This window comes from Synechococcus sp. R5-13, from assembly GCF_047462015.1.
Lineage (GTDB): Bacteria > Cyanobacteriota > Cyanobacteriia > Thermostichales > Thermostichaceae > Thermostichus.
This window is the reverse complement of sequence record NZ_JANSIL010000118.1, coordinates 12,898-34,795: the sequence shown is the minus strand read 5'-3', so window position 1 is coordinate 34,795 and position 21,898 is coordinate 12,898. Positions and strand designations below refer to the sequence as shown.

Here is a 21,898-nt window from a genome sequence, read left to right as displayed (position 1 = left end):
CGAAACTTAGCTGTCCTCTGGGGCCGCTAGGGATTGGGATAAAGCCCGCACCCTGCGCATAGCGCGGGTGCCGGGTAGTTTACCTCACCACATCACAAAGAGCCACACCTCAGACCCGTTCCACATCCCAGAAGAAGAGGGATCCCGCTATAACCACCCCGTCTCCTTGCTGTTCTAGCCGGCTCACACCCCATCGAGCCCCGTACGGAGGCGGGCCGGTGAGTCGTCCTGAGCAAAGCATCCGTCCGGTGGCTTAGACTACACTAGTAAGGACTGACCCATCGCTTGGACTGGCATGATTCCCACCGTTATTGAGCAATCTGCGCGAGGCGAGCGCGCCTTTGACATCTACTCGCGTCTTTTGCGGGATCGGATCATTTTCTTGGGCACCCAGGTGGACGACGACATTGCCAACCTGATTGTGGCCCAGATGCTCTACTTGGAGTCCGAAGACCCTGAAAAAGACATCTACCTCTACATCAACTCCCCCGGCGGCTCTGTCTATGCTGGCATGGCCATTTACGACACCATGCAGCACATTCAGCCGGATGTCTCCACCATCTGCATTGGTTTGGCTGCCAGCATGGGAGCCTTTCTGCTGGCAGGGGGCACCAAAGGCAAGCGCATTGCCCTTCCCCACGCCCGCATCATGATCCACCAACCCCTTGGTGGAGCTCAGGGGCCAGCTACCGATATTGAAATTCAGGCCAAAGAGATCCTCTTCATCAAAAACAGCCTCAATAGCCTGCTGGCCTACCACACCGGTCAACCTCTAGAGCGCATCGAACGAGATACCGACCGCGACAACTTCATGACCCCAGAACAAGCCAAAGAGTACGGCCTCATCGACCAGGTGATCAGCAAGAGACCCCAGCCAACCCTGGCAGCCGTTTCTTGACCGTCCAGGCCCTGCGGGTGGGTTTGCTCTGCTCCCTCAAAGAAGGGAGCTTTTGGTTTTGGCCGGGGATCCCACCCGAAGGATATTAAGAAAGCCAAAGAAATCTGTATTCTCAGCGGGAAGCAGGGGGTCTTACTTTAATTAAACTAATCAAACTCATAAAGAAAGTAATGTTCAGCCCACTATTGCGGATGATAGCTTAGGATTAAATCAATATAGAGTTGTGTTTGCCGAGATTCTAGCTTAGGCACTGTATAAAAACCTTTCTACTGGATTTGCAAGTCCAGGGAGTCCAAGCTAGCAATTGAAGGCACTCGAAAAGAAGGGTTTGGGGCTTCCATCCCCTGGGATGAAGAGTGTCTTAAGGCCCAACTTTGGCCTCGCGGTTGTGGGGCGAGTTCGTTCACGAAAACTCGGTGGTCTTGAGTTTTGGCCCTGGGTTTTTTCCTCTTGGTTGCATCCGTGAATGGCATTTTCTGGTTCTGTGATTCGTTCAGAGGGAGATCAACGTGGCCTATTCAGCAACCCAATCCAAAAGCGGCTATCAAGCCGGGGTGAAGGATTACCGACTCACCTATTACACTCCCGACTACACACCCAAGGATACCGATGTCTTGGCCTGTTTCCGAGTTACCCCTCAACCGGGCGTTCCTCCCGAAGAGGCGGGGGCAGCTGTGGCGGCTGAGTCTTCGACAGGCACCTGGACAACGGTATGGACCGATTTGCTGACCGACTTGGATCGGTACAAGGGCCGCTGCTATGACATCGAGCCGGTTCCCGGCGAAGACAACCAGTACTTCTGCTTCGTCGCCTACCCGCTGGATCTCTTCGAGGAAGGCTCAGTAACCAACATGCTCACCTCAATTGTGGGCAACGTCTTCGGCTTTAAGGCCCTAAAGGCGCTGCGGCTGGAAGATGTGCGGATCCCGGTGGCCTACCTGAAAACCTTCCAAGGCCCTCCCCACGGCATTCAGGTGGAGCGGGATAAGTTGAATAAGTATGGCCGTCCGCTGCTGGGCTGCACCATCAAACCCAAGTTGGGCCTTTCTGCCAAAAATTACGGGCGGGCCGTGTATGAAGCTCTGCGGGGCGGCCTGGACTTCACCAAAGATGACGAAAACATTAACTCCCAGCCCTTCCAGCGCTGGCGGGATCGCTACTTGTTCGTGATGGAGGCTGTCCACAAGGCCCAAGCGGAAACCGGCGAGATCAAGGGCCACTATTTGAACGTGACGGCGCCCACCTGCGAAGAGATGTTCAAGCGGGCCGAGTTTGCCAAGGAGTTGGGCGCCCCTATCATCATGCACGACTACTTGACAGCTGGCTTCACTGCCAACACCAGCTTGGCCAAGTGGTGCCGGGATAACGGCATTCTGCTGCACATTCACCGGGCCATGCACGCGGTGATCGACCGGCAGAAAAACCATGGCATCCACTTCCGGGTGTTGGCCAAGTGTTTGCGCATGTCCGGTGGCGACCACCTGCACTCCGGTACGGTGGTGGGCAAGCTGGAAGGCGACCGCGCCATTACGATGGGCTTTGTGGATCTCATGCGGGAAAACTACGTAGAGGCCGATCGCTCCCGCGGCATTTTCTTCACCCAAGATTGGGCTTCCATGCCAGGGGTGATGCCGGTGGCTTCCGGTGGGATCCACGTTTGGCACATGCCGGCGCTGGTGGAAATCTTCGGCGACGACTCGGTGCTGCAGTTTGGCGGCGGAACCTTGGGACACCCCTGGGGCAACGCGCCGGGCGCAACCGCCAACCGGGTGGCCTTGGAAGCGTGTATCCAAGCTCGTAACGAAGGTCGAGATCTGGCCCGCGAAGGCAACGACATTATCCGGGAAGCAGCCAAGTGGTCGCCAGAGCTGGCGGCTGCCTGCGAGCTGTGGAAGGAAATCAAGTTCGAGTTCAAGGCCGTCGACACCCTCTAGAGATCTGCTGGGGGCAGGGGATCCCCACGGTTCTCTTGCCCTACTGGCTCCCTCCCTGGATCGGCAATGGATCTGAAACAGATCGCCAAAGACACCGCCAAGACCTTGATCAGCTACCTGACTTATCAGGCGATGCGCACGGTGCTGGCTCAACTGAGCGAAACAGATCCCCCCAGGGCCCTTTGGCTACAGCAGTTCTCCGCTCGGCAAAACCTTCAGGATGGAGAAGCCTACCTGCGGGCTTTGCTGGCTGAGCGTCCTGAGTTGGCCTATCGCATCATGACCGTTCGTGAACACATTGCTGCGGAGGTGGTCGATTACCTGCCGGAAATGGCCAAAGCCGGCATCCAGCAAGCCAACATGGAGCACCGCCGCAATCATCTAGAACGGATCACCTCAGCAACAGGATCCCTACCCGTTACCCACCCGGAAGCGGGATCCCCCCCACAAAACCCTAGGCTCGAAACGGAGTGACACCGATCATGCAAACCTTACCAAAAGAGCGCCGCTACGAAACCCTCTCCTATCTGCCGCCGCTGACGGATCTGCAGATCATCAAGCAGGTGCAGTACATCTTGGATCAGGGCTACATCCCGGCCATAGAGTTCAACGAATCGTCTGAACCAACGGTTCGCTATTGGACGCTGTGGAAGCTGCCCCTGTTCAGCGCCACTTCTCCCCAGGAGGTGCTCAGCGAAGTGCAGGCTTGCCGCAGCGCCTACCCCAACTGTTTCATTCGCGTGGTGGGGTTCGACAACATTAAGCAGTGCCAAGTGCTCAGCTTCCTGGTCTATAAGCCCAGCGGCCTGCGCTAAGGGAGCTCTGGTCAGCGAAAGGGGAGAGCTTCTCCCCTTTTGGTCAAGCCTCCTGGCTTGACTTCTTTGTATGGCCGTTCTCGGTGGCACGGCAATAGAGACCGTGGTTCGGTAATGGTCATGTACAACGTTGCCGTCAACGGGCAACCGGGGTTGGGAACCAGCCTCGTTGGTCTCGGATGTTGCAGCACTCCTTCAGAGACCTGCGGGTCTATGAAGCAACTGGGACAGAGGAAGGGACAAAAACCTCACTGTTAAGGGGATGGGGCACTAGAAACCCCATCTGCCTATACGGTGGGGTAGTTCATGGTGACCCTATTTCTAGGATCCGATGCCCATAAGGGATCCCAGCCCTACCGCCAGAAGAGCGGCCAGGGTTGTTTGAATACTGTTTACAACTTCGTTGGTCATCCAGGCCAAACGGGGTTGTAACACCACTCCCATCCAGCTTTCCGCCAGGGTGGCCAGGATCCCGGCCAGCCAGCAGATGCCCAACCAAAATGGGCTTTCCCCCACCCACTCCCCGCCAATCCCCCAGGCCAACCCGGCCATCCCTGCCGCTGCCGCCACCCCCGCCAGGGATCCCTCTAGGCTCACGGCTCCTTCTGTGCCCGCCGGCACGGACTGGAAGGTGGTGATCAAAAAGGTCTTGCGGCCATAGGCTTTCCCCACCTCGCTGCTGACGGTATCGGCCAATTTCGCTGCAAAGCTGGCGCTGTATCCCAACCACCACAGGGGATGCGGGAAGAAAGCGTATCCTAGCGCACATACTGCCCCGGTTAAAGCGGATCCCCAGACGTTCTCCGGCCCTCGCGCCCCCTCTCGCTTTTCGGCGATCCCCTGCGCCTGCTTGCGCCGGATCCCCAGTTTGGTTACGGCTGTTCCCACTAAAAAATAGGCAGCTACCACCGCGTAGCCCCGCCCCCCCAGCCCCCCCCACACCAGCAGGCCCAGCAGGCCCGCGTGGATGACCCCTGCTCGCGTCAAAGCCTTCTGAGGGCTCAGCAGACCCAGTACCACCAGAGCCAGGTTGAGCCAGAGTGCCACCCCCCACTGACTCAGAAGCCACGCTTGCCACATATACCCTTAAACTTTAGCCACAGCAATTTGGCCAGATAATTCTCAGCACAAGCACCAATATAGCAATCCGTGTTAAATCGCAAAAAAATCTTTTATCGACTAAATGCCTCTCCCTGTAAACGTGCCGGTCAAATCTCCCACCACCCTCCTATTCCTCTTAGAAGGAATCAGCACCCGGCCTTCCCTTGTCTATCCTCTCCCTGAATTCCTGAGAATCTTATCCCCTATCACCTTCGTATGCTCTTCTTGCTAACTCTCTGGTAATGCCTCTGCTTGGGTAATATCCTGCTTTGCCCTGCTGTAATTCTAAACACTAACGGCTTCCCCAAACCATCCACACTCACATGGATCTGAGTGCTGTATCCACCTCGACTCCTCCCCAAAGCTTGCTCCCCTTTTTTTGCGGCTGCCCAGGGGTGAGCACGAACGACAGTTGAGTCAAGGATAAGATGCTCTAAGTCAGGGTCTTTCCCAAACTCCCAAGCAACTCCAGCGATGGAATCTCTGGTGTATCATTTTCCATATCTTTTTGGGAGGTAGCGCCACGGGGATCCAGAGCGAGCTATTACAGCAGGCCTTGGATAAACTGTTTGCATCCTGCCTCTTTGCCGATGTGGATCTGGATTCTGTTTTCAGGAAAGCTATAATTTTTTGCTATTTTATTTGCTGTGATCTGCAGCAAGATAACTCATCAGACCTTACCCAAAAACTGTCCTTATCATAACTAAATGCAAAAAACCTAACGACTACACCTTCTGCCGTTCAACCGGGATCTTCAGCCAACGGCTCAGCTCCGCGGCCAGCCACTCCAACTCCGGCTCCTGCAGATCTTTTAGCTCGTACTTGTGGTTGCCCGCCCAGATGTTCAACTGTGGGCTTACCTCCACTCGATCCCCATCCGAACCCCGTCGGGTATGGCGCGGGATCAGCTCCAGCCGGTCAATATCCCATCGCCGACTGGGGGGAACATTGCCAAACCTCAGGCCAAACACCTCGTGAGCCAGGCGAATGTATTCTGTGTCGATCCGTAGGTGGGCCTTGCCGAATAGGCCGTAGAGGATCCCGCCCACCATCCCCAACCCCACCGTCCAGAAGGGCAGGGTGAACAGGCCAAACACCAAATTGGCCGGAAAAGGCGCAAGCCCAACCGACGTGATCGTGAAAAAGGTGATGAAGGAGTTCCAAGCGATGGCGAAAGGCAGCAACGCCAAAACACCGGTTTGCCGGGCCGGGATCACCACCTGAAAGGTCTGTTCGGACTTGTGCAGTTGAATCCGGCTGCCTGCTGGCTGTCGAGTAGGGACTGCTGCTGAAGAAACCAGTGCCGGGCGACGATCCAAATGCTCCAGCGCCTCCAGGGCCTGCCGGGCGGAAGCAGGACGATCCGCCACCACAGGTTCCGTCATCCACCGCAGCCAGTCGCGAAAGGGCGGGCTCAGTTGCACCGCTTGCTCGAACACAATCCGGGCTCCCTCCTGGGGCAAGTCCGCCGGATGTTGTCCGGTGAGCAGGTGGATTAGGGTGGCACCTAAGCTGTAGAGATCGGAAGCGGGCACGGTTCTGCCGCCAAATTGCTCTAGGGGCATGTAGCCGTAGCTCCCCACCACGGTGTAAGATCCCTGCTCCCGGGGGGCAGCCGCCTGAACCGAGCCAAAATCCACTAGGTACACCTGCTGGTCGGATCCCAAGAGAATGTTGCTGGGCTTGAGATCTCGGTGAATGACGGGGGGATGGAGTTCGTGCAGGTAGACGAGAATGCGCAGCAGCTTTTGCGCCAGCTCCCGCACCTCCGGCTCGGCAAAGCGCCGCCCTTGCTCCATCCACTCCTGCAGCGAGGGGGCGTCGATGTAGGTTTGCACCAGGGCTAGGCCCCGTCCTCCCTCTAGGCTGATCTCGAAGTGGTCGCGGTATTCAGGAATGGCTGGATGGGAGAGGGTCTGCAGGATCTGGGCTTCCCGCTCGAACAGCTTCAGGTCGGCCCAATCAAAGTCTGGCCCAAAGAGTAGCAGCTTGATCACCACCTGTTCCGAGGTGAGCAAATCCTGAGCCAGGTAGGTGTGTCTGCCGCTGCGCTTGCTCAATCGCCGCTCTGGCCGATAGCGCTGGCGCCAAATTGGGCGCTCTGGAGCCATATCCCCTCCTCAGGTCCGACCCTGCTGGTTGTTTCAGCTTTAGCTTATCCTTGTCCCTTTTGGATCCCTGCCGCCGCGCCTCTCAAAAAGCGATTAGAGTGAGTGAAGAGATGTAAAGTAAGCTCTCAGGTTATATGGCCTCGAACCTGAAGATTCAAAAAATCCTCTATGTGCGGCTGCCCTGCAACCCCATTTTTCCCATTGGGGTGGTTTATTTGGCCGATCATGTCCACAAGCTGTTCCCCCAAGTTGAGCAGCGCATCTTCGATATGGGCACCTTCCCGCCCTTGGATTTTCGCCGCCGCATGCTGGAGCAAATCGATCAGTTTCAGCCGGATTTGCTGGTTTTCTCTTGGCGGGATATTCAAGTCTATGCGCCGGTGAACGGGCGGGCCGGCAATCTACTGCAACACTCTTTTGAGTTTTTCTACGCCCGCAACCCCCTGAAAAAATTGCGGGGATCCCTGAATAGCCTCAGGCTGGTGCTGGCCTACTATGGCGAGATTTGGCGCAACACACGGCTGGTCTGGCAGGGGATCCGCAGAGCCAGGCGCTACAAACCTCACGCTGAAGCGGTGTTGGGGGGTGGGGCAGTCAGCGTCTTCTACGAACAATTGGGCCGCTACCTGCCCCAAGGCACCATCATCTCGGTGGGGGAAGGAGAAACGCTGCTGGAAAAAGTCATCCAAGGGCAAAGCCTAGCCACAGAGCGCTGCTATCGGGCCAAGCTGGAGCAACCTCGCCCAGGTTTGATCCACGAGCCGCCTCAACCTCTGCAAAAAACCGCCTGTGATTACACCTACATCACCGCCATTTGGCCGGAAATTGACTACTACTTAGAAGGGGGCGACTTTTACATTGGGGTACAAACCAAGCGCGGCTGCCCCCACAACTGCTGCTACTGCATCTACACCGTCATCGAAGGCAAGCAGGTGCGCCTCAACCCTGTGGATGAGGTGATCCGAGAAATGATGCAGTTGTACGAGCGAGGAGTGCGAAACTTTTGGTTTACTGACGCCCAGTTTATCCCTGCCCGCCGCTACATTGAGGATGCGGAGGAATTGCTGCAGAAAATCCTTGATGCCGGCATGACCGATATTCGTTGGGCTGCCTATATTCGGGCCGACAACCTCACCCCAAAGCTGGCCGAGCTCATGGTGAAAACTGGCATGAGCTACTTCGAGATCGGCATCACCAGCGGATCCCAGGAGCTGGTGCGCAAAATGCGCATGGGCTATAACCTGCGCACGGTACTGGAGAGTTGCCGCTACCTCAAACAGGCAGGATTTAACGACCTGGTTTCGGTCAATTACTCCTTTAATGTCATCGACGAGCGACCGGAAACCATTCGGCAAACAGTACGGTACCATCGCGAGCTGGAAGCCATCTTTGGTCGCGACAAAGTTGAGCCGGCCATCTTCTTCATCGGCCTGCAACCCCACACTCATCTAGAAGATTTTGCTCGCAAAATCGGTGTTATCGACGACCGCTTTAACCCCATGCACATGACTCCTTGGACGGCGCGCAAACTGCTCTGGAACCCAGAACCCCTGGGATCCTTTTTTGGGGAAGTGTGTCTGGAAGCCTGGGATCGCAACCCCCATGATTTTGGCCGCGAGGTGATGGATATCCTGGAGCGTCGTCTTGGCCTGGCAGAGTTGGAAGAAGCCCTGAGCGCGCCTCTAACAGGGGTTTACGTGTCTTAGCTCTTGGGCCAGCAGCCTCTCTAACCTTAGGAGGACTATCAGCGCATCTCCGCCAGCGCCCAATTGGATCCGCAGGTGGCAGCCGCCATCACCGCAGCCGTGCGCCGTTGGAGGTCTCCGTCGCGCTAGCGGGACAGGGCCCTTGCGGCCAGCCGTGGAGAAAACACCTCGTAGATGACGGTCAAAGGCTGGCCCCTGTGCAACAAAAGATAATGCCTAGCCCAGAAGGGACCGGGACACTGCAGCAGCCGGGCAACCGGGTCTGCCTCGCCGTGGTAAAGGCCGCGCAGCTCGCGAAAGGTCTCCAGTTTTTCTTGGATCAGATTTTGGCCAATGGGCCGATCGGGATGGGGCAAGTATTGAACCAGATGTTCGGAGTTCCACCAAGAGGTGGCATAGAGCAAGGGCTGTTGAGAGGTTACTCCGCACAGCCAAACCCGCCGCCGCATCAAAGGGGATCCCAGCCGCCCCAAATCTCTGGCCAGCTGTTGCATGGACTTGGGGGCAGTGCCCTGCTCTGCCTGTAAATCAACCCGGCCCGTGTCCAGCAGATGAGCCTGAATCGGCTCTTGGATCAAGGCAGCAAGATTACGGGTGGTAAAGCCATCCCCCAAAAGCAGCAAGCGCAGCACGGGATCCACCTGCACCAGCTCAGGCTGTACCGGGTCTGGCTCCCCCTGCCAATGCAGCTGTAGAGGCCACCAATCGCCTTGGCCAGAGGAGACATTGCCCAAAGAGCCATCTGCAGAACGGAGAGCAGCGCTCCAAGGGGATCCGGCAGCGTCGGCATGGCAGGTGAGGGGAGAGGGGGAAAGTTCCAAGGCGGCGGTTCAGTTGTTAAGTTCTGTATCGCCCCTAGTCTAACCCACCCGCCGTCTCTGCTCCGAGGACTTTCGTGACATACTCCGGCACTCATGCTGATGCACAGAGGGCGGGGCTTCCCGGCGGTCTAGCTAACTCGTGCCCGGCTGAACGAGCAGTCGCACCACCCAGGGGACGACCACGACGACACTGATCAGGCGTGCCAAGTGCATGACCACCACTGTGCTGGTTTGGGCTCCCATGTCCAGGGCTATCAGGCTCATGTCGGAAATGCCTCCTGGAGCTGTGCCCAAGATGGCAGTCAAGCGCTCGATCCCCAGCCAACGGGAGATCAGGTACCCCGACAAGACCCCCGTGCCCACCGCAATCACTGTACAGAGCAGGGCTGGTCGCCACAGATCTTTCAGGGCCAGAAGCGTATCGGCAGTGAGCTTAGTACCCAAAAGAATGCCCAACACCACCTGCATGGCAAAACGGATCCCGGCTGGGGGAGCGGGAATTGGGATCGCCCCCCAGACATTCACCAGACCCACCGCCACCATGGAGCCCACCAGTGCTCCTGCCGGAAGCCTCAGCTTGACCCCGATCAGGGCGCCGGCCAGCCCGATCAACACCGTCCAGAGATAGCTCATCATTTGGGCTTAGCTTTGAGAAAAGAGGAACGCTGTGAGTCCGGGCTTGGCCCAACCCCTCTACGGCACTGGGCACAGACGCCGTAGAAGTCAAGCACATGGTACTCGATCGCAAATTGGTATCGGCTGGAAAGCTGTGCCTCCAAATCTTCCACCGGACAATCGGGCAAAGGCACCACCCGCCGACATTCGGTGCAGATCAGGTGGTGGCGGTTGTGGCCATTGCTGGGCAGAACCTGGTAGTAGGTCTGCTGGTCTCCCAAGTTGACCGCTTGCAGCTTGCCCTCATTGCGCAGAGCATCCAAAACTCGATAAACCGTGGCCAGACCGACGGTGTGGTTGGCATTGCGCAACTCCAGAAAGATCTCTTGCGCCGAAAGGGGCTGCGACTGCTGCTCTAGCACCTCCAGAATCAATTTTTGGTTGCGGGTCTGGCGGGAAGAAGACATGATCCCTTCGTGTAGGTCGTTCTTAGGGGTCAACGCTCAGCGTCTGCCTCAGCTTTCATGCGCTCTAGGGTCTGGTGCATCTGGTCGAACATTTGGGTCAGGGAGAGCCCAAACCCCCCAAGCTGAGTTTGCAGTTGTTTGATGGTCATTTGAGCCATAAAGTCGTCGGAGAGTTCCAGCCGCTTCATGAAAATGCGCTGGCGCTCCAGCAACTCCTCCATCTGTTCGATGAAGATTTTTTTGCCTTCCCGGTCGAATTGGCCGTACCGTTGACCAAGCTGCATCAGGTTTTGGAAATCCTGAAACAGTTGCTTGACTTCCTCTTGGACGATCTCAGAGTCGAAGAAGCTCATGGCCTTCCGTTTGCCCTGAATAAACTGCATTGGGTATACCCATCCTATCCGAATCCGATTGCCTCAGCAGGAGGCAACCCCTCCTGCGAGTACGGGATCCCGCCCTTCTGGCTCGGGATAGACTCTGGCTTGTTTGCCTCGGTGTCCGGTATGCTTCCGTTTCCTTGCGTTAAGGCTTACACTCAGCCGGCTGTGGCCCGGCGGTGGTGCGAACGGGTGCAGGGATCCCGACCTCTGTTTCTGGCCTGCTTGGGGTTTACCGAAACGGCTCTTGTTCCGGGCATTTCGGCTGCCGGCGCTACCCCCTCCTTGCGTCGCTACACAGCTCTTGCCGATGGGGAAGTGTTGCTGGCGGGCCATTCTCACCGCTTGCCCACCTCTCCGGATGGCTATCCTTCCCCAGTGGTGATCAGCTGCGCCATCCTGAGGGAGTTGGGGATCCCGTGCCGAGTGTTCGATTGTGGCTTGCCGGAACCTTTGCCGGGGGCAGAAATGGTGAGCTCTGGGGGAGTGGCCCGCTGCTTGAGCACAGGACAGGCTCTGTCTTTGGAGCAGGTGGGATCCCTTTGGCAAGAAGGGTACGACCGCGGATCCCGGCTGGAGCAAGGCTACTGTGTGATTGGGGAGTGTGTGGCAGGGGGCACCACCACGGCGCTGGCGGTGTTGTTGGGACTGGGGTGGGCAGCAGAGGGCATGGTAAACAGCAGCCACCCGGTCTGCAACCACGCCCAAAAGCTGGCCTTGGCCCGGCAGGGATTGGCCCGTCTGCCGGTGGGAGCTTCTGCTGCTGAGGTGGTGGCGGCAGTGGGGGATCCCATGCAGCCCTTTGTGGCCGGGTTGGCGATGGGCGCAGCGCAACGGGGAGCGGTGCTGCTGGCAGGGGGAACCCAAATGTTGGCGGTGCTGGCCTTGATGCAGCGCTGGGGGGAAGAGCAGGGGATCCCTTGGCCCCCGGAGAACGTGGTGGTGGGAACCACCCGCTGGGTGGCAGAGGATCCCTCGGGCAATACGGTGGCCTTGGCAGAATTGTTGGGGGTTGCTCCCCTTTTGGCCACCCAACTGAGCTTTGCCAATAGCCGCTATCTGCCTCTACAGGCTTACGAGCGGGGCTATGTCAAGGAAGGGGTGGGGGCGGGTGGGCTGGCCATTGCCAGCAGCCTTCACGCCGGTTGGGGCCAAGCGGAGCTGTTGGCAGCAGTTGAGCGCAGCTACGAACGCCTGGTGCTTCAGGCCGGCTCCAAGGGGGCCATGGTCAACCCCTCCCGCAGCAATTGCTGATGGTAGAGCTCCGCCTGTTCTTGAGGGCCGACCCAAACAACTGCTTGCCCTTCGGCATCCACCTGCACGGTCAGTTGCCGCGCTAGGGGCAAAGTCATGCCGGGGATGTATTTCAGCAGACATTCCGTAACGTGCTGAAAGGTATTGAAATCGTCATCCAAGACGATCACCTTGAAGTGGGGGTAGGGCTGGCGAACCTGGGTTCTCGAGGGCGAGAACTGCTGAGCAGGTCGAGTTGGAGCTTCCGTAGTCATAGCAGAAGAGATCGACACAACTACCGAGTAACTTGGGTCTCTCAGGGGTGAGAAACCGGTCGCTTCTGATGATCTATCTCTATCTAGTTTCTAGTCTAATTGGCATCTTGTTGGCAGCTTGTGTCTGTATTCGGATCCCTTGTCGGTCGTTGGCGTCAGCGATAGAGCATGGTTCCTCTAAAGCTCTTCCCGCAGCGGGCGGCGGGGCTTTTGCCCGCCGAAGTGGCGCTCGAAATACAGGGCAGTGGCCCGGCGTAGAATCCCGGCTTGGGCAAGGGCCTGACACAGGGATCCGCCTGGCGGCAGGTGCTTCTGGATCTGTTCGATTTGGGCGGCGCTGACCAATCCAGAAGCCTTGAGGTAGTCGGCCACGTGGCGTCCCCCTGCCAGTTGAACAGAGTAGCCCCCTTCGCTGAAAAATTTGACGGTCTCCGGCTTGAGGCCGCTGTGGTGGGCCAGCACATCCGTGAAGGTGCCCCCTTCCTTTTCCCAAGCGTGAATGACAGTTTCGATGCCGGCATTGTCGATTAGGCCAGCCGCCCGCAATTGGGTCAATACCCGCTGTACCCAGGGGGTAGCCCGCTGTAGAGCTTCCAAGTCCTCTTCCCCCAAATATTGCTGCGGGGGCAATTCGCTTTCTGGGGCACTCAGCTCGGCTGCCCAGTCGGCTACGGTCAGGGCCTTGAGATCCTCTGTCTCTGGCCGGGCTTTCTCTGGAGCTGGGGTCGGTGCGGCTGAAGGTGGGGAAGTTCGCCGGGCTTCGGCTACCGCTGCGGCTAGAGCACGGTTTTCCGCTTGGGCCGCCTGCAGTTGGGCCTGGAGCTGGCTCACTTGGGCTTGGGCTTCCTGCAAGCGATCTTGAGTTTCTCGCAGTTGGGCTTGGGTTTCTTGGAGCTGCACTTGCAGGCGGTGGGTGGCCTCGGCAGCTTCTTGGCGAACGTGGGCCAGGTCGGCAGTTAAGCGCTGCTTCGTAGACTGGGCCAGTTGGAGTTGATGTTGGTGCTCCTGCAGCGATTGGTTCAGGGCGGCCACTTGGGCTTCCATTTGCTGCAGAGTATGACGCAGATGGGCCTGCTCTTGGAGCTGCTGTGCCTGAGCCTGCTGTATCTTCTGCTGCTCCTGCAGTTGGGATCCCAGCTCTTGCAGCTTGTGTTTGGCTTGAGATTGCCATTCTGTCAGCTCGTGGCAGCGGCGACGTAGGATTTCCAGCTCTGCTTGGGCGGCTTGCAGTTGCGCGGATCCCTGAGCTTGCTGAGCTTGGAGTTGCTCCTCCAGTTCCCGAATGCGCTGCTGGGCAGCCTTTTGTTGTTCAGTGCCCTGCTGGATTTGGGCTTCCAATTGGGCAATGCGCTGCTGCTGTTCCTGCTGGCGGGCTTGATGGTCGGCAACCTGCTGCAGCGATTGTTCGACCAGGAGCTGTTGCTGCTGCCGCTGCTGCTCCAGTTGCGCTTCTAAGATGGCAATTTGCTCTTGGTAGCGCTCCAGCTGGGCTTTGTATTGCTGGGTAACTCTGTAGGTCTCTTGGGCTACCTGTAGAGGGGAGACATAAAGAGGGGGCTGATCGGGAATGGTGGACCACTGCTCCACCATCACCTCCCAACTGTTGGCAGCTCCTTTCTGGCGCCGCAGCCGCTGCTGCTTGTCCAAGGCCCATTCCAACCAGTGGGGTTGTACCCAGCCCTGCTGCACCAAGATCTCCCCCAGCTTGCGCTCCGGGTGCTGCCGCTGCTGAATCAGAGCCTGATGGATGTGCTCCAGCTCCAGATACCCATGCAGCATCAAGATCTCGCCGATACGCACCAGTTCGACCGGGATCAACGGATAGAGATCTTGGGGGGCAATCCAGCCGTGCTGCATACACAGCTCCCCCAACATCAAGGGGGTATCGGCCTTTTCCCACATGGCCTGAGCCAGTTGGGCGGGGGTGAGCAGTCCTGCTCGGTTGAGGGCTTCTCCCAAGCGGATCTCAAACTTTTCCTGCTCGATGGCGGTTGGGGTGGGGCTGGTCGGCGGATTCATTGGGCCTCTCGGACGGGAAGAGTAAGCTCTGCTACAACTATCGTAGTGGAAAATCCTTAGAGAAGTAGCATGCTGCAACCGAAACGCATTTTGTCAAGCCGAGGATCCACGGATTTTGCCGGAAGGTCGCTTTTTAAGTCCTAAGAGGGGCGCTGTTCTTGGCTTTGGGCAAACTGTTGCAGCCGCCGCAGCATCAGCAATTGTCCCAAGCCCAAGGGCAGGAGAGAGACGGCCTCTACCCGCAACTGCACCCAGCCGTTCCCCCACAGCCAGTCACAGTAGCCATCGGCTCCTCCCCACATCAGCAGGCGCAGCCGTTCCGGCAGCAGGGTTTCCACCTGGTGCATGATCGAGAGGGGGCCCCATTGGGCGGCAAAGGTGCTGCCCAGCTCCAGCCTTTCGGGAAGGGATCCCTGCAGTTGCTGGGGCCAGATCCACTGCTGCAGCAACCCCACTTCTGTCAGACAGCGCTGCATCGTCGATGCACTGGCCTCGACTTCAACCCGGATGGTGGAGGATTGAAATGTCCCTAGCATATCCATTCCGCGTGGGCGCTCTGGTGACCGGTGCCACGGTTCTCCCGGCGATGCCTGACTCTATTCTGGTCAATTTGTGGGGTTTGCCCACCCTTTCTCAGCAATCTTGTCTTTGAATCGTCCCCATTTGGTAGCTATCTTTGCCCAGAGCTTGGATGGAAAGATCGCAGCCCATCGAGCGCAGAGGCCCTCCTTCAGCAGCCCTGAGGACTATCGGCACTTGGAAACCCAAGCTGCTCAGCAACAGGCTTTGATCATGGGGGCAGCCACTCTGCGGGCCTACGGCACCAGTCTGCGTATTCGGGATCCCGAGTTGATCCAACGCAGAACCGCTCAGGGCCTCTCTCCCCAGCCCCTGACGATCATCTGTTCCGACAGCGGGGATATTCCTGAGGATTTGCCGTTTTTTCGCCAGCCCCTCACCCGTTGGCTGTGGACAACTCCCAAGGGATCCCGGATTTGGCGAAACCGAACCGGCTTTGAAGACATCTGGGTGGCTGCCGATTGGGATCTGCCGGCACGGCTGGCCCGCCTGCGCAGCTTGGGCATTGAACGGGTGGGGTTGTTGGGCGGGGGGCGGCTTTTGGGGGCATTTCTCCAGGCAGGGGCCTTGGATGAGCTGTGGGTTACCCTCGCTCCGGTGCTGCTGAGTGGATATGCCGATGCGCCTGCCAGCATTGAGGGTTGGCAAGTGCAGGGATCCCTGCCCCAGTTGGAGCTGCTGGAATGCCGCCGTGGCTCCAAGGAGCTGTTTTTGCGCTACCGAGTCGAGTGGCTCTGAGAAATGCTCTATACAAACACAAAAATTTTTGGACAAATTCAGATTTCCCGGAAATCCACAGGTTTTCCCCAGACTTTCCACAGGCGGGTGGGCTGTTTTCCACAGGGCCTTTCCCTCAGGGGGCGGCATCGGGGGTTTCTGTGGAAAAGTGGAGGTGGGTAAGGTTCAGGCAATTACACCCTGAGAAACGTAACGGGATCGCGCCGTTTTTTCCGATCCCATCAAGGCCAATGGAGAGCTTTTGTCCTGTTGGATCCCTGGCTTGGGATTGACATCCCCCATAGGGCAGAGGGCAGAATAGCCCCACCTGAGGGCGAGTGGTGTGGAGGTGTTCCCAACCGCTCTCCTCAGAAAAGACTTCATCTGTTCTACAGCCCACGACAGGCTTAGGAACAGTTGTGCATGCCCTCCCTCCCATCCGCTGGGATAGGGGCAAGCTATGAACCTATATTGCTTGCTTTTCTGCTTGCGAGCCTGCTGAGGCTCTTGGCCTATCTAGGTTGGGTTTTGATGTTGCGGGTTCGCTCTGTTCGAGCTGCCCAAGTTTTGGCTGTGGCCGCAGGTTTTGCGGGATACCGTTTTCTCCCCTCTTAAGCCCGAGTGAGTAGTTGGACTATGAGTTCTCACAGCGTCAGCATTTTGAGCGAAATTCCTGAGGAGCTGCATGACACCCTCCAAAACTACCTCTCCCGCCATCCCGACTGGGATCAGGATCGGGTGGTGACGGCAGCGCTCTCGTTATTCCTGCTCCAAAGTGGGGAGAGCGACCGGCGGGCGGCGCGCATCTACTTGGACAGCCTGTTTCGCCGCAACTGAGCCCCAGGGATGGCCTGTGAAAAGTGGGGCAGTGGGAACCTTTTGTTAGCCTGAGTAGGGATCCTGTCCCACTGCTGTCATTTGGACACTGGGGGGAGGGGGCTAAGAAGTGAAAGGGATCTCAAAAGAGGCAAAAAAGAGGCAAAGACGTGCCACGGGGCTTTGGGCGAGGAAAAGACAACCGGCAAGCGGCTGAGTCACAGGATCCAGAGCGGGGATCCGAGATCCCATCCCCAGAGGCGGCTCTGACGTGGGTTCAACGCTACCGACAGGCGGGGGATCTGAAAGCTGCTCTGCACCTCTGCCGGCAGCTTACCCGCGCCCATCCCCATCTGTTCGCCGCTCAGGCGTTGCTGGGATCCCTTTATCTCCAGATGGGGGATCCCCGCCAAGCTTTGACCCCCTTGCAACTGGCTCTGCACCTGCGGGGGGATTGGGTGCCGGCCTGGCAGGATCTGGGCGATGCCTGGATGCAGCTTGGCAACCCAGAGGAAGCGGCGCGAGCCTACGAACAGGGCCTGGCCTTTGCCCCCGGTGATGGGCAATTGCTTTTCCGATTGGGCAGTTGTTGGCTCACCCTGGGGAAATTGGCCCAGGCAATTGAGGTGTTGCAACAGGCAGCAGCAGCCCAGCCTCCCCAGGTCTATGCCTTGGCAGCTTTGGGGAATGCCCTGATGCTCGATGGCCAAGCTGAGGAAGCGGAAGGCTGGTTTCGCCAAGCTCTCGCCCTTGCACCCCAGGAGGGGCGAATTCTCGTTAACCTCGGCCACTGCCTGCACCTGCAAGATCGCTTGGAGGAGGCCGCCGATTGTCTGCAACGGGCCATCTTGCTGCTGCCGAGGGACGCCCAGCCTCACAACAACCTGGGCACCATCTTGCAGGAACAAAACCGGTTGGAAGCGGCCATTGAAGCCTATCGGCGCAGCTTGCAGTTGGCCCCCCACTGGCCGGAGATCCACTACAACCTGGGCACGGCTTTGCTGACCCTGGGCCGCTACGAGGAGGGGTGGCGAGAATACGAATGGCGGCTGCAGCGACAAGGGGCGACCTACCCGCGCTTTCTTTCCCCTCTGTGGACGGGATCCCCTCTGGGCCGCCAGACCCTGCTGATCTGCGCCGAACAAGGGTTGGGGGACACGCTTCAGTTTGTGCGCTACCTGCCGCTGCTGGCCGAGGCCCATCCCCAAGCGCAAATCTGCCTCCGCTGTCAGGGATCCCTTGTCGAGCTGTTCAGAGGGTGCTTCCCCCTTCCCCAGGTGCAGGTGATCTCGGAAACGGATCCCTTGCCCTCTTTTGATTGCCATCTGCCTTTGCTCAGCTTGCCACAGCGGTTGGGTACCACCCTGGAGACGATCCCGGCCCGCATCCCCTATCTTGTCTATCCCGTTCATGCCGGCGGGCCGCAGATCCCTTTGAGCCTCTCCTGGCGGGAAGACTGGCCGGAGCTTTCCCAGGAGCGGATGAAAGTGGGGCTGGTGTGGGCCAGCGGTCGGCGTGCCCATCCTGAGCTCAACCGCGTACAAAGGCTGAAAAGTTGTCCTCTGGATCTGCTGCTCCAGCACTTGCATGGGCCTTCCATCCAGTGGGTTAGCCTGCAGGTGGGGGAAGATCTAAGGCCGCTGGGATCCCTATTGGAGCAGCACCAAGTGTTGGAGCTGGGATCCCGTTTCCGCAGTTTTGTCGATACAGCCGCAGCCGTTGCCCAGTTGGATCTGGTGATCAGCGTTGATACAGCCGTTGCTCATTTGGCCGGGGCGATGGGCAAGCCGGTATGGGTGCTGCTCCCCTTTGCCGCCGATTGGCGCTGGCTGCTCCATCGAGAAGATAGCCCCTGGTACCCCGGGGTAATGCGACTGTTTCGACAAGACACACCGGGAGACTGGGTTGGCGTGTTGAGGCGGGTGCAGGCCGCTCTTGAAGAGAGGTTGCGAGGGATCCCCTCTCAAGACCGTGCCTGTTCCTCCCCCTGAACGATGCGCTGAAACAGATAGCCGGTGCCTCGGGCCGTCAGGATCAGCTCTGGGTTGCTGGGGTCATCCTCCAGCTTGGCCCGCAGCCGCGAGATGTGGACATCCACCACCCGCGTATCCACATGGCGCTCCGGGGTATAGCCCCACACCTCTTGCAAAATCTCGGAGCGGGAAAAAGGCTCCCCCGACCGACTGACCAACAACTCCAGCAGACTAAACTCCATCCCCGTCAGGCGAATGCGCTCGTCCCGTTTGTAGACCTGCCGCTTGTTGGTATCGATGCGAATATCCCCCACTTGAATCACCCCAGAACTGGGGATCCCATCGTGGGCCGACCGCGCCACCCGGCGCAACACCGACCGAATGCGAGCTTCCAGCTCCTTGGGGGAAAAGGGCTTGACCACATAGTCGTCTGCCCCCAGCTCCAGCCCCGTGATACGGTCGGCCACATCGCCCAGCGCCGTCAGCATGATGATGGGGATGTCGGATTCTTTGCGCAGCTCCTGGCAGACCCCATAGCCATCCAGCTTCGGCATCATCACATCCAGCACCACCAGGTCGGGATCCTGCTTGTGGAAAACCTCCAGCGCCTCCTCGCCGTCCGAAGCTGTGACCACGTCGTATCCGATCATGGACAGACGGGTTTCCAAAATGCGTCGAATGCTGGCCTCATCATCGACCACCAGAATCCGTTCCTTACGCTGTGCTTCCACGGTGCTGCAACTCCTGAACTTCTAACGGTACTCGGTAAAAGAGAAATCTGAAAAAGAACTGAGGTGGGCGCTAACTTGAGTTGGGCGGATACAGGAACCTCAGGGGCTGCTCCTCAGTTGGGCAGACTCACCGAGGAAATTGAACACTCACAAGCAATCATCTGCAATTAACCAAAGCCGCACCTCAGGGATGCAGCTCCGGGAAACAAGCACAAAACAGAAGGCCCTCTCGGCAGTGGATTCAATCTTGTTAAAAGCTCCAACTTCAATCCCACCTGATGATGCTGTCCAGTACCTGGTGCAAGGCACTCCTCCCCAAAAAACATTGCTCAAACCTGAGAGGCCTTCGTAAGAAGTTACTTTCCATAACCTAATTTATCATCCAAAATCGGCTGCCAACCCGCCTCGATGCTCTATTTTGCGGCTATTGGGCCGGACTTGATACATACCTTCACAACTTTTTCAGACCGATGCCCATTTTTCGGGATGTCCCTCAGGAAAAGCTGGGGATCCCTGGCCGTTTGCGGTGGGAACAGCGTAGCAACTGGCCAATAGCTCGGCGGAACGGATTTCTCGATCTGTATGATGCTCCAAAACACGCCGCAACAGACGTTCTGCCTCCAGCCAAGCAGCCAAAGGCAGCGAATCCTCAGGCAGAGGCAATGTCGAGTTGGGCAGGGATCCCAAGGCACGTAAGGCAGAAGCGGAGACCCAGGCAATCGGGCTGGGCCGCTGGGCCACCCGGCAGGGATCACAGATCAAGCCACCCCATTGGGGGCTGAAAAAAACGCTGCCGACCAACCCCCCTTGACAGAAGTAGCAGGCTTGTACCTGAGGGGCAAACCCTGCCAACGCCAGGAGGTGATACAACCCATGGGTGAGCAAGGGCAGAACGGCCTGTTCCGAAGCAGCCCGCTCGATGCGTTCCAAGTGTTCGACCAACACCACAAACAGCTCTTCCTGGGCTTGATCGGGCAAGGCCAACAGCAAGGCCACCTCCGCCAAATACTGCGCTGCTGTGAGATGGGCTAAGCTGCGGCTGAGACGAGGAAAAGTCTGGAGGGTTTCCGCTTGGACAATGCGTTGTAAACGCTGGGAGGTATCTGCTTGGGCAGACCAGCGCCCCCGCACCATCAGCAAATCGTTGATGACAAAAGGCTCCATCCGCCCACCCAGCTTGGAAGGCTGCTTACGGGATCCCTTGGCCACCGCCCGGATCAACCCTTGCTCGCGGGTCAAGATGGTAACAATCCGATCCGACTCTCCCAGGGGGATCCCTTTGAGATTGATGCCCGTAACCCGGTAGGTGCGGCCACTCATGGGGTTCCTCTGGCTTTCAGCTCTTGCATCAGCTCCAGCCCCCAAGAGGTGCCAATACGGCTGGCCCCCGCCTGGATCATGGCCTCTGCTTGAGCCACTGTGCGAATGCCGCCCGACGCTTTCACCCCCACTTTACCGCGGCTGAGTTGCCACAACAGTTGCACATCTGCCGGCGTCGCCCCCCCCATCCAGCCAGTGGAGGTCATCAAAAAAGCCGCCCCCGCATCGATACAAATCTCCCCGGCCAGCTTTTTCTCCTCCTCGGTCAGCAGAGCCGTTTCCAAAATGGCCTTGACGCAAACCCCCGTTTCTTCCACCAGTTGGGCAATCTCGGCATGGAGGCGATCCAGCTCTCCCGCCTTGAGCCAAGCCAAGTTGATGCGGACATCCAGCTCCCGGCACCCCTGCTCCACCGCCAGTTGGGCCTCGTAAAGCTTGGCCTCTGCAGTGGTTGTGCCCAGGGGAAACCCCACCACCGTGCTCACCTTGACCGGGGATCCATGCAGCCGCTCCACCACCCGCGGCACGTAGCAAGGAGGAACACAAAAAGTGGGGAAGCCATAGCGCAAGGCAATCTCACACCCCTGGTCAATCTGTTCTGGAGTAACCATCGGCAACAGCAGAGTATGGTCGATGTACTCCGCCAAATTGAGCGAGCTATCCGCTATGCCCTTGCGCTCCAGAGAGAGCATTGGTCGATCCCCCAGCACCCATCTTTACTCTAGCTTCAGTTTTCACCTACAGGGATCCGCAAAGAGGGCTGAGCCTCTGGCCACAGCCAACCCACCAGGGCATCCCTTCGACCCCACAGTGTCCATTCCCTCGGCACAGCTCACACAGGCTGCTGCCCGATTGCGAGCCCTGATTGACTCGCGGGGGGGCATGGGTTAACTGTACTCAGGCACAAATGCGGGGCAAAGGGGCGGGTGCCGAGGTCACCTGCAGCAATCGGGGAATACGGCTGCTGTCGTAGATGCGAAATTCTTTTTCCAAGATGGCTTTTTCGTCGCGCACCGCCTGGTTCAATACGATGGATCCCTCTGGATCGGAGACGGAACGGTGAAAAGTGCCGGGAGGAATTCGCAAAATGCCTCGATTCGCTTCCAGGCGCACAATATGGAAGGGATCCCTCCAGCTAAAATTCACCAGGTAAAACGTCCGTCCGCCCCATAGAGCCAGTAGGTTGTCCTCTTGGTGTGGATGCATATAAAACTGCCAATAGCCCTGAGGATTATTGGGGGGACTGATGGCCGGCCCATCGTGGTAAACCAAATCGCGGGCGTTGGATCGCGCAACCGTGATGTCGAAAAAACGCACGCCGGGAGTATCTCGAAATTGATGGAATGGCAGCAGGGCAAACATGGATCTCGACATAGGGACACTTGACCAA

General features: G+C 58.2%; 22 protein-coding genes and 1 pseudogene. 9 read left to right on the top strand and 14 right to left on the bottom strand.

The features are described from left to right. Window positions 1–295: 295 nt before the first annotated feature. The 4 genes from clpP to NW840_RS09390 all read left to right on the top strand — a co-directional run bounded on the left by clpP (window position 296) and on the right by NW840_RS09390 (window position 3,647). Entirely contained in the window at window positions 296–898 is a 603-nt protein-coding gene (gene clpP, locus NW840_RS09405; protein WP_011434140.1) for an ATP-dependent Clp endopeptidase proteolytic subunit ClpP, read from the top strand. A gap of 509 nt (window positions 899–1,407) precedes the next feature. Next, window positions 1,408–2,832 (top strand): form I ribulose bisphosphate carboxylase large subunit, encoded by a 1,425-nt coding sequence (locus NW840_RS09400; RefSeq protein ID WP_011434138.1) that lies wholly within the window; start codon window positions 1,408–1,410, stop codon window positions 2,830–2,832. 66 nt (window positions 2,833–2,898) lie between these two features. Continuing rightward, entirely contained in the window at window positions 2,899–3,306 is a 408-nt protein-coding gene (gene rcbX / locus NW840_RS09395) for a RuBisCO chaperone RbcX (protein ID WP_011434137.1), read from the top strand. A gap of 8 nt (window positions 3,307–3,314) precedes the next feature. Beyond that, complete coding sequence (locus NW840_RS09390) at window positions 3,315–3,647, top strand: ribulose bisphosphate carboxylase small subunit (RefSeq protein WP_011434136.1); 333 nt, start codon at window positions 3,315–3,317, stop codon at window positions 3,645–3,647. Between the two features lie 321 nt (window positions 3,648–3,968). Here NW840_RS09390 and NW840_RS09385 read toward each other — a convergent pair whose 3' ends face one another. From NW840_RS09385 to NW840_RS09375, 3 genes and pseudogenes are all read right to left on the bottom strand, one after another. Continuing rightward, window positions 3,969–4,727 carry a TIGR00297 family protein gene (locus NW840_RS09385; RefSeq protein WP_414343840.1) on the bottom strand — a complete coding sequence of 253 codons (759 nt, stop codon included), beginning with the start codon at window positions 4,725–4,727 and terminating at the stop codon, window positions 3,969–3,971. Window positions 4,728–4,821: 94 nt separating this feature from the next. Next, window positions 4,822–5,375 (bottom strand): annotated as a pseudogene (locus NW840_RS09380) (IS5 family transposase); the annotation flags it as partial. Between the two features lie 98 nt (window positions 5,376–5,473). Then, window positions 5,474–6,859, bottom strand: a complete 1,386-nt coding sequence (locus NW840_RS09375; RefSeq protein ID WP_414343839.1) for a serine/threonine protein kinase — start codon at window positions 6,857–6,859, stop codon at window positions 5,474–5,476. A gap of 134 nt (window positions 6,860–6,993) precedes the next feature. Between NW840_RS09375 and NW840_RS09370 the strand changes: the two genes are divergently transcribed. Continuing rightward, the gene (locus NW840_RS09370) at window positions 6,994–8,565 is read left to right on the top strand and encodes a photosystem II high light acclimation radical SAM protein (protein WP_414343837.1); all 1,572 of its coding nucleotides are present in this window, start codon (window positions 6,994–6,996) and stop codon (window positions 8,563–8,565) included. 125 nt (window positions 8,566–8,690) lie between these two features. On the opposite strand, the gene NW840_RS09365 is transcribed toward NW840_RS09370, so the two are convergent. The 4 genes from NW840_RS09365 to NW840_RS09350 all read right to left on the bottom strand — a co-directional run bounded on the left by NW840_RS09365 (window position 8,691) and on the right by NW840_RS09350 (window position 10,821). After that, window positions 8,691–9,386, bottom strand: coding sequence for a chorismate pyruvate-lyase family protein (locus NW840_RS09365; RefSeq protein WP_414330733.1), 696 nt, complete (start codon window positions 9,384–9,386; stop codon window positions 8,691–8,693). A gap of 132 nt (window positions 9,387–9,518) precedes the next feature. Further along, the gene (locus NW840_RS09360) at window positions 9,519–10,022 is read right to left on the bottom strand and encodes an AbrB family transcriptional regulator (RefSeq protein ID WP_414330730.1); all 504 of its coding nucleotides are present in this window, start codon (window positions 10,020–10,022) and stop codon (window positions 9,519–9,521) included. Further along, entirely contained in the window at window positions 10,019–10,468 is a 450-nt protein-coding gene (locus tag NW840_RS09355; RefSeq protein ID WP_414343835.1) for a Fur family transcriptional regulator, read from the bottom strand. Before NW840_RS09355 ends, NW840_RS09360 begins: the two co-directional genes overlap by 4 nt. Before the next feature lie 29 nt (window positions 10,469–10,497). Beyond that, window positions 10,498–10,821, bottom strand: a complete 324-nt coding sequence (locus NW840_RS09350) for a DUF1825 family protein (protein ID WP_414343845.1) — start codon at window positions 10,819–10,821, stop codon at window positions 10,498–10,500. A gap of 150 nt (window positions 10,822–10,971) precedes the next feature. Here NW840_RS09350 and cobT point away from each other — a divergent pair, with 150 nt between their 5' ends. Next, window positions 10,972–12,099, top strand: coding sequence for a nicotinate mononucleotide-dependent phosphoribosyltransferase CobT (gene cobT, locus NW840_RS09345; RefSeq protein ID WP_414343834.1), 1,128 nt, complete (start codon window positions 10,972–10,974; stop codon window positions 12,097–12,099). On the opposite strand, the gene clpS is transcribed toward cobT, so the two are convergent. The 3 genes from clpS to NW840_RS09330 form a co-directional block, all read right to left on the bottom strand. Next, entirely contained in the window at window positions 12,048–12,353 is a 306-nt protein-coding gene (gene clpS, locus NW840_RS09340; RefSeq protein ID WP_011434126.1) for an ATP-dependent Clp protease adapter ClpS, read from the bottom strand. The genes cobT and clpS overlap by 52 nt on opposite strands. Window positions 12,354–12,530: 177 nt before the next feature. Next, on the bottom strand, window positions 12,531–14,372 hold the full coding sequence (locus tag NW840_RS09335; RefSeq protein ID WP_414343833.1) for a hypothetical protein: 1,842 nt from the start codon (window positions 14,370–14,372) through the stop codon (window positions 12,531–12,533). Between the two features lie 140 nt (window positions 14,373–14,512). After that, window positions 14,513–14,908 carry a hypothetical protein gene (locus NW840_RS09330; RefSeq protein ID WP_011434124.1) on the bottom strand — a complete coding sequence of 132 codons (396 nt, stop codon included), beginning with the start codon at window positions 14,906–14,908 and terminating at the stop codon, window positions 14,513–14,515. Window positions 14,909–15,020: 112 nt separating this feature from the next. Between NW840_RS09330 and NW840_RS09325 the strand changes: the two genes are divergently transcribed. From NW840_RS09325 to NW840_RS09315, 3 genes are all read left to right on the top strand, one after another. Beyond that, on the top strand, window positions 15,021–15,689 hold the full coding sequence (locus NW840_RS09325) for a RibD family protein (protein WP_414343832.1): 669 nt from the start codon (window positions 15,021–15,023) through the stop codon (window positions 15,687–15,689). A gap of 615 nt (window positions 15,690–16,304) precedes the next feature. Beyond that, window positions 16,305–16,505, top strand: coding sequence for a DUF2811 domain-containing protein (locus tag NW840_RS09320; RefSeq protein WP_041436785.1), 201 nt, complete (start codon window positions 16,305–16,307; stop codon window positions 16,503–16,505). Between the two features lie 149 nt (window positions 16,506–16,654). Further along, window positions 16,655–18,475 (top strand): tetratricopeptide repeat protein, encoded by a 1,821-nt coding sequence (locus NW840_RS09315; protein ID WP_414343830.1) that lies wholly within the window; start codon window positions 16,655–16,657, stop codon window positions 18,473–18,475. On the opposite strand, the gene rpaB is transcribed toward NW840_RS09315, so the two are convergent. The 4 genes from rpaB to NW840_RS09295 form a co-directional block, all read right to left on the bottom strand. Further along, window positions 18,448–19,188 (bottom strand): response regulator transcription factor RpaB, encoded by a 741-nt coding sequence (gene rpaB / locus NW840_RS09310; RefSeq protein ID WP_011434119.1) that lies wholly within the window; start codon window positions 19,186–19,188, stop codon window positions 18,448–18,450. The genes NW840_RS09315 and rpaB overlap by 28 nt on opposite strands. Window positions 19,189–19,650: 462 nt before the next feature. Continuing rightward, the gene (recO, locus tag NW840_RS09305) at window positions 19,651–20,508 is read right to left on the bottom strand and encodes a DNA repair protein RecO (protein ID WP_414343828.1); all 858 of its coding nucleotides are present in this window, start codon (window positions 20,506–20,508) and stop codon (window positions 19,651–19,653) included. Beyond that, window positions 20,505–21,200 carry a deoxyribose-phosphate aldolase gene (deoC, locus tag NW840_RS09300; RefSeq protein ID WP_011434117.1) on the bottom strand — a complete coding sequence of 232 codons (696 nt, stop codon included), beginning with the start codon at window positions 21,198–21,200 and terminating at the stop codon, window positions 20,505–20,507. The genes recO and deoC overlap by 4 nt, the downstream gene beginning before the upstream one ends. 205 nt (window positions 21,201–21,405) lie before the next feature. Next, on the bottom strand, window positions 21,406–21,870 hold the full coding sequence (locus tag NW840_RS09295; protein WP_414343843.1) for a redox protein: 465 nt from the start codon (window positions 21,868–21,870) through the stop codon (window positions 21,406–21,408). Window positions 21,871–21,898: the final 28 nt, after the last annotated feature.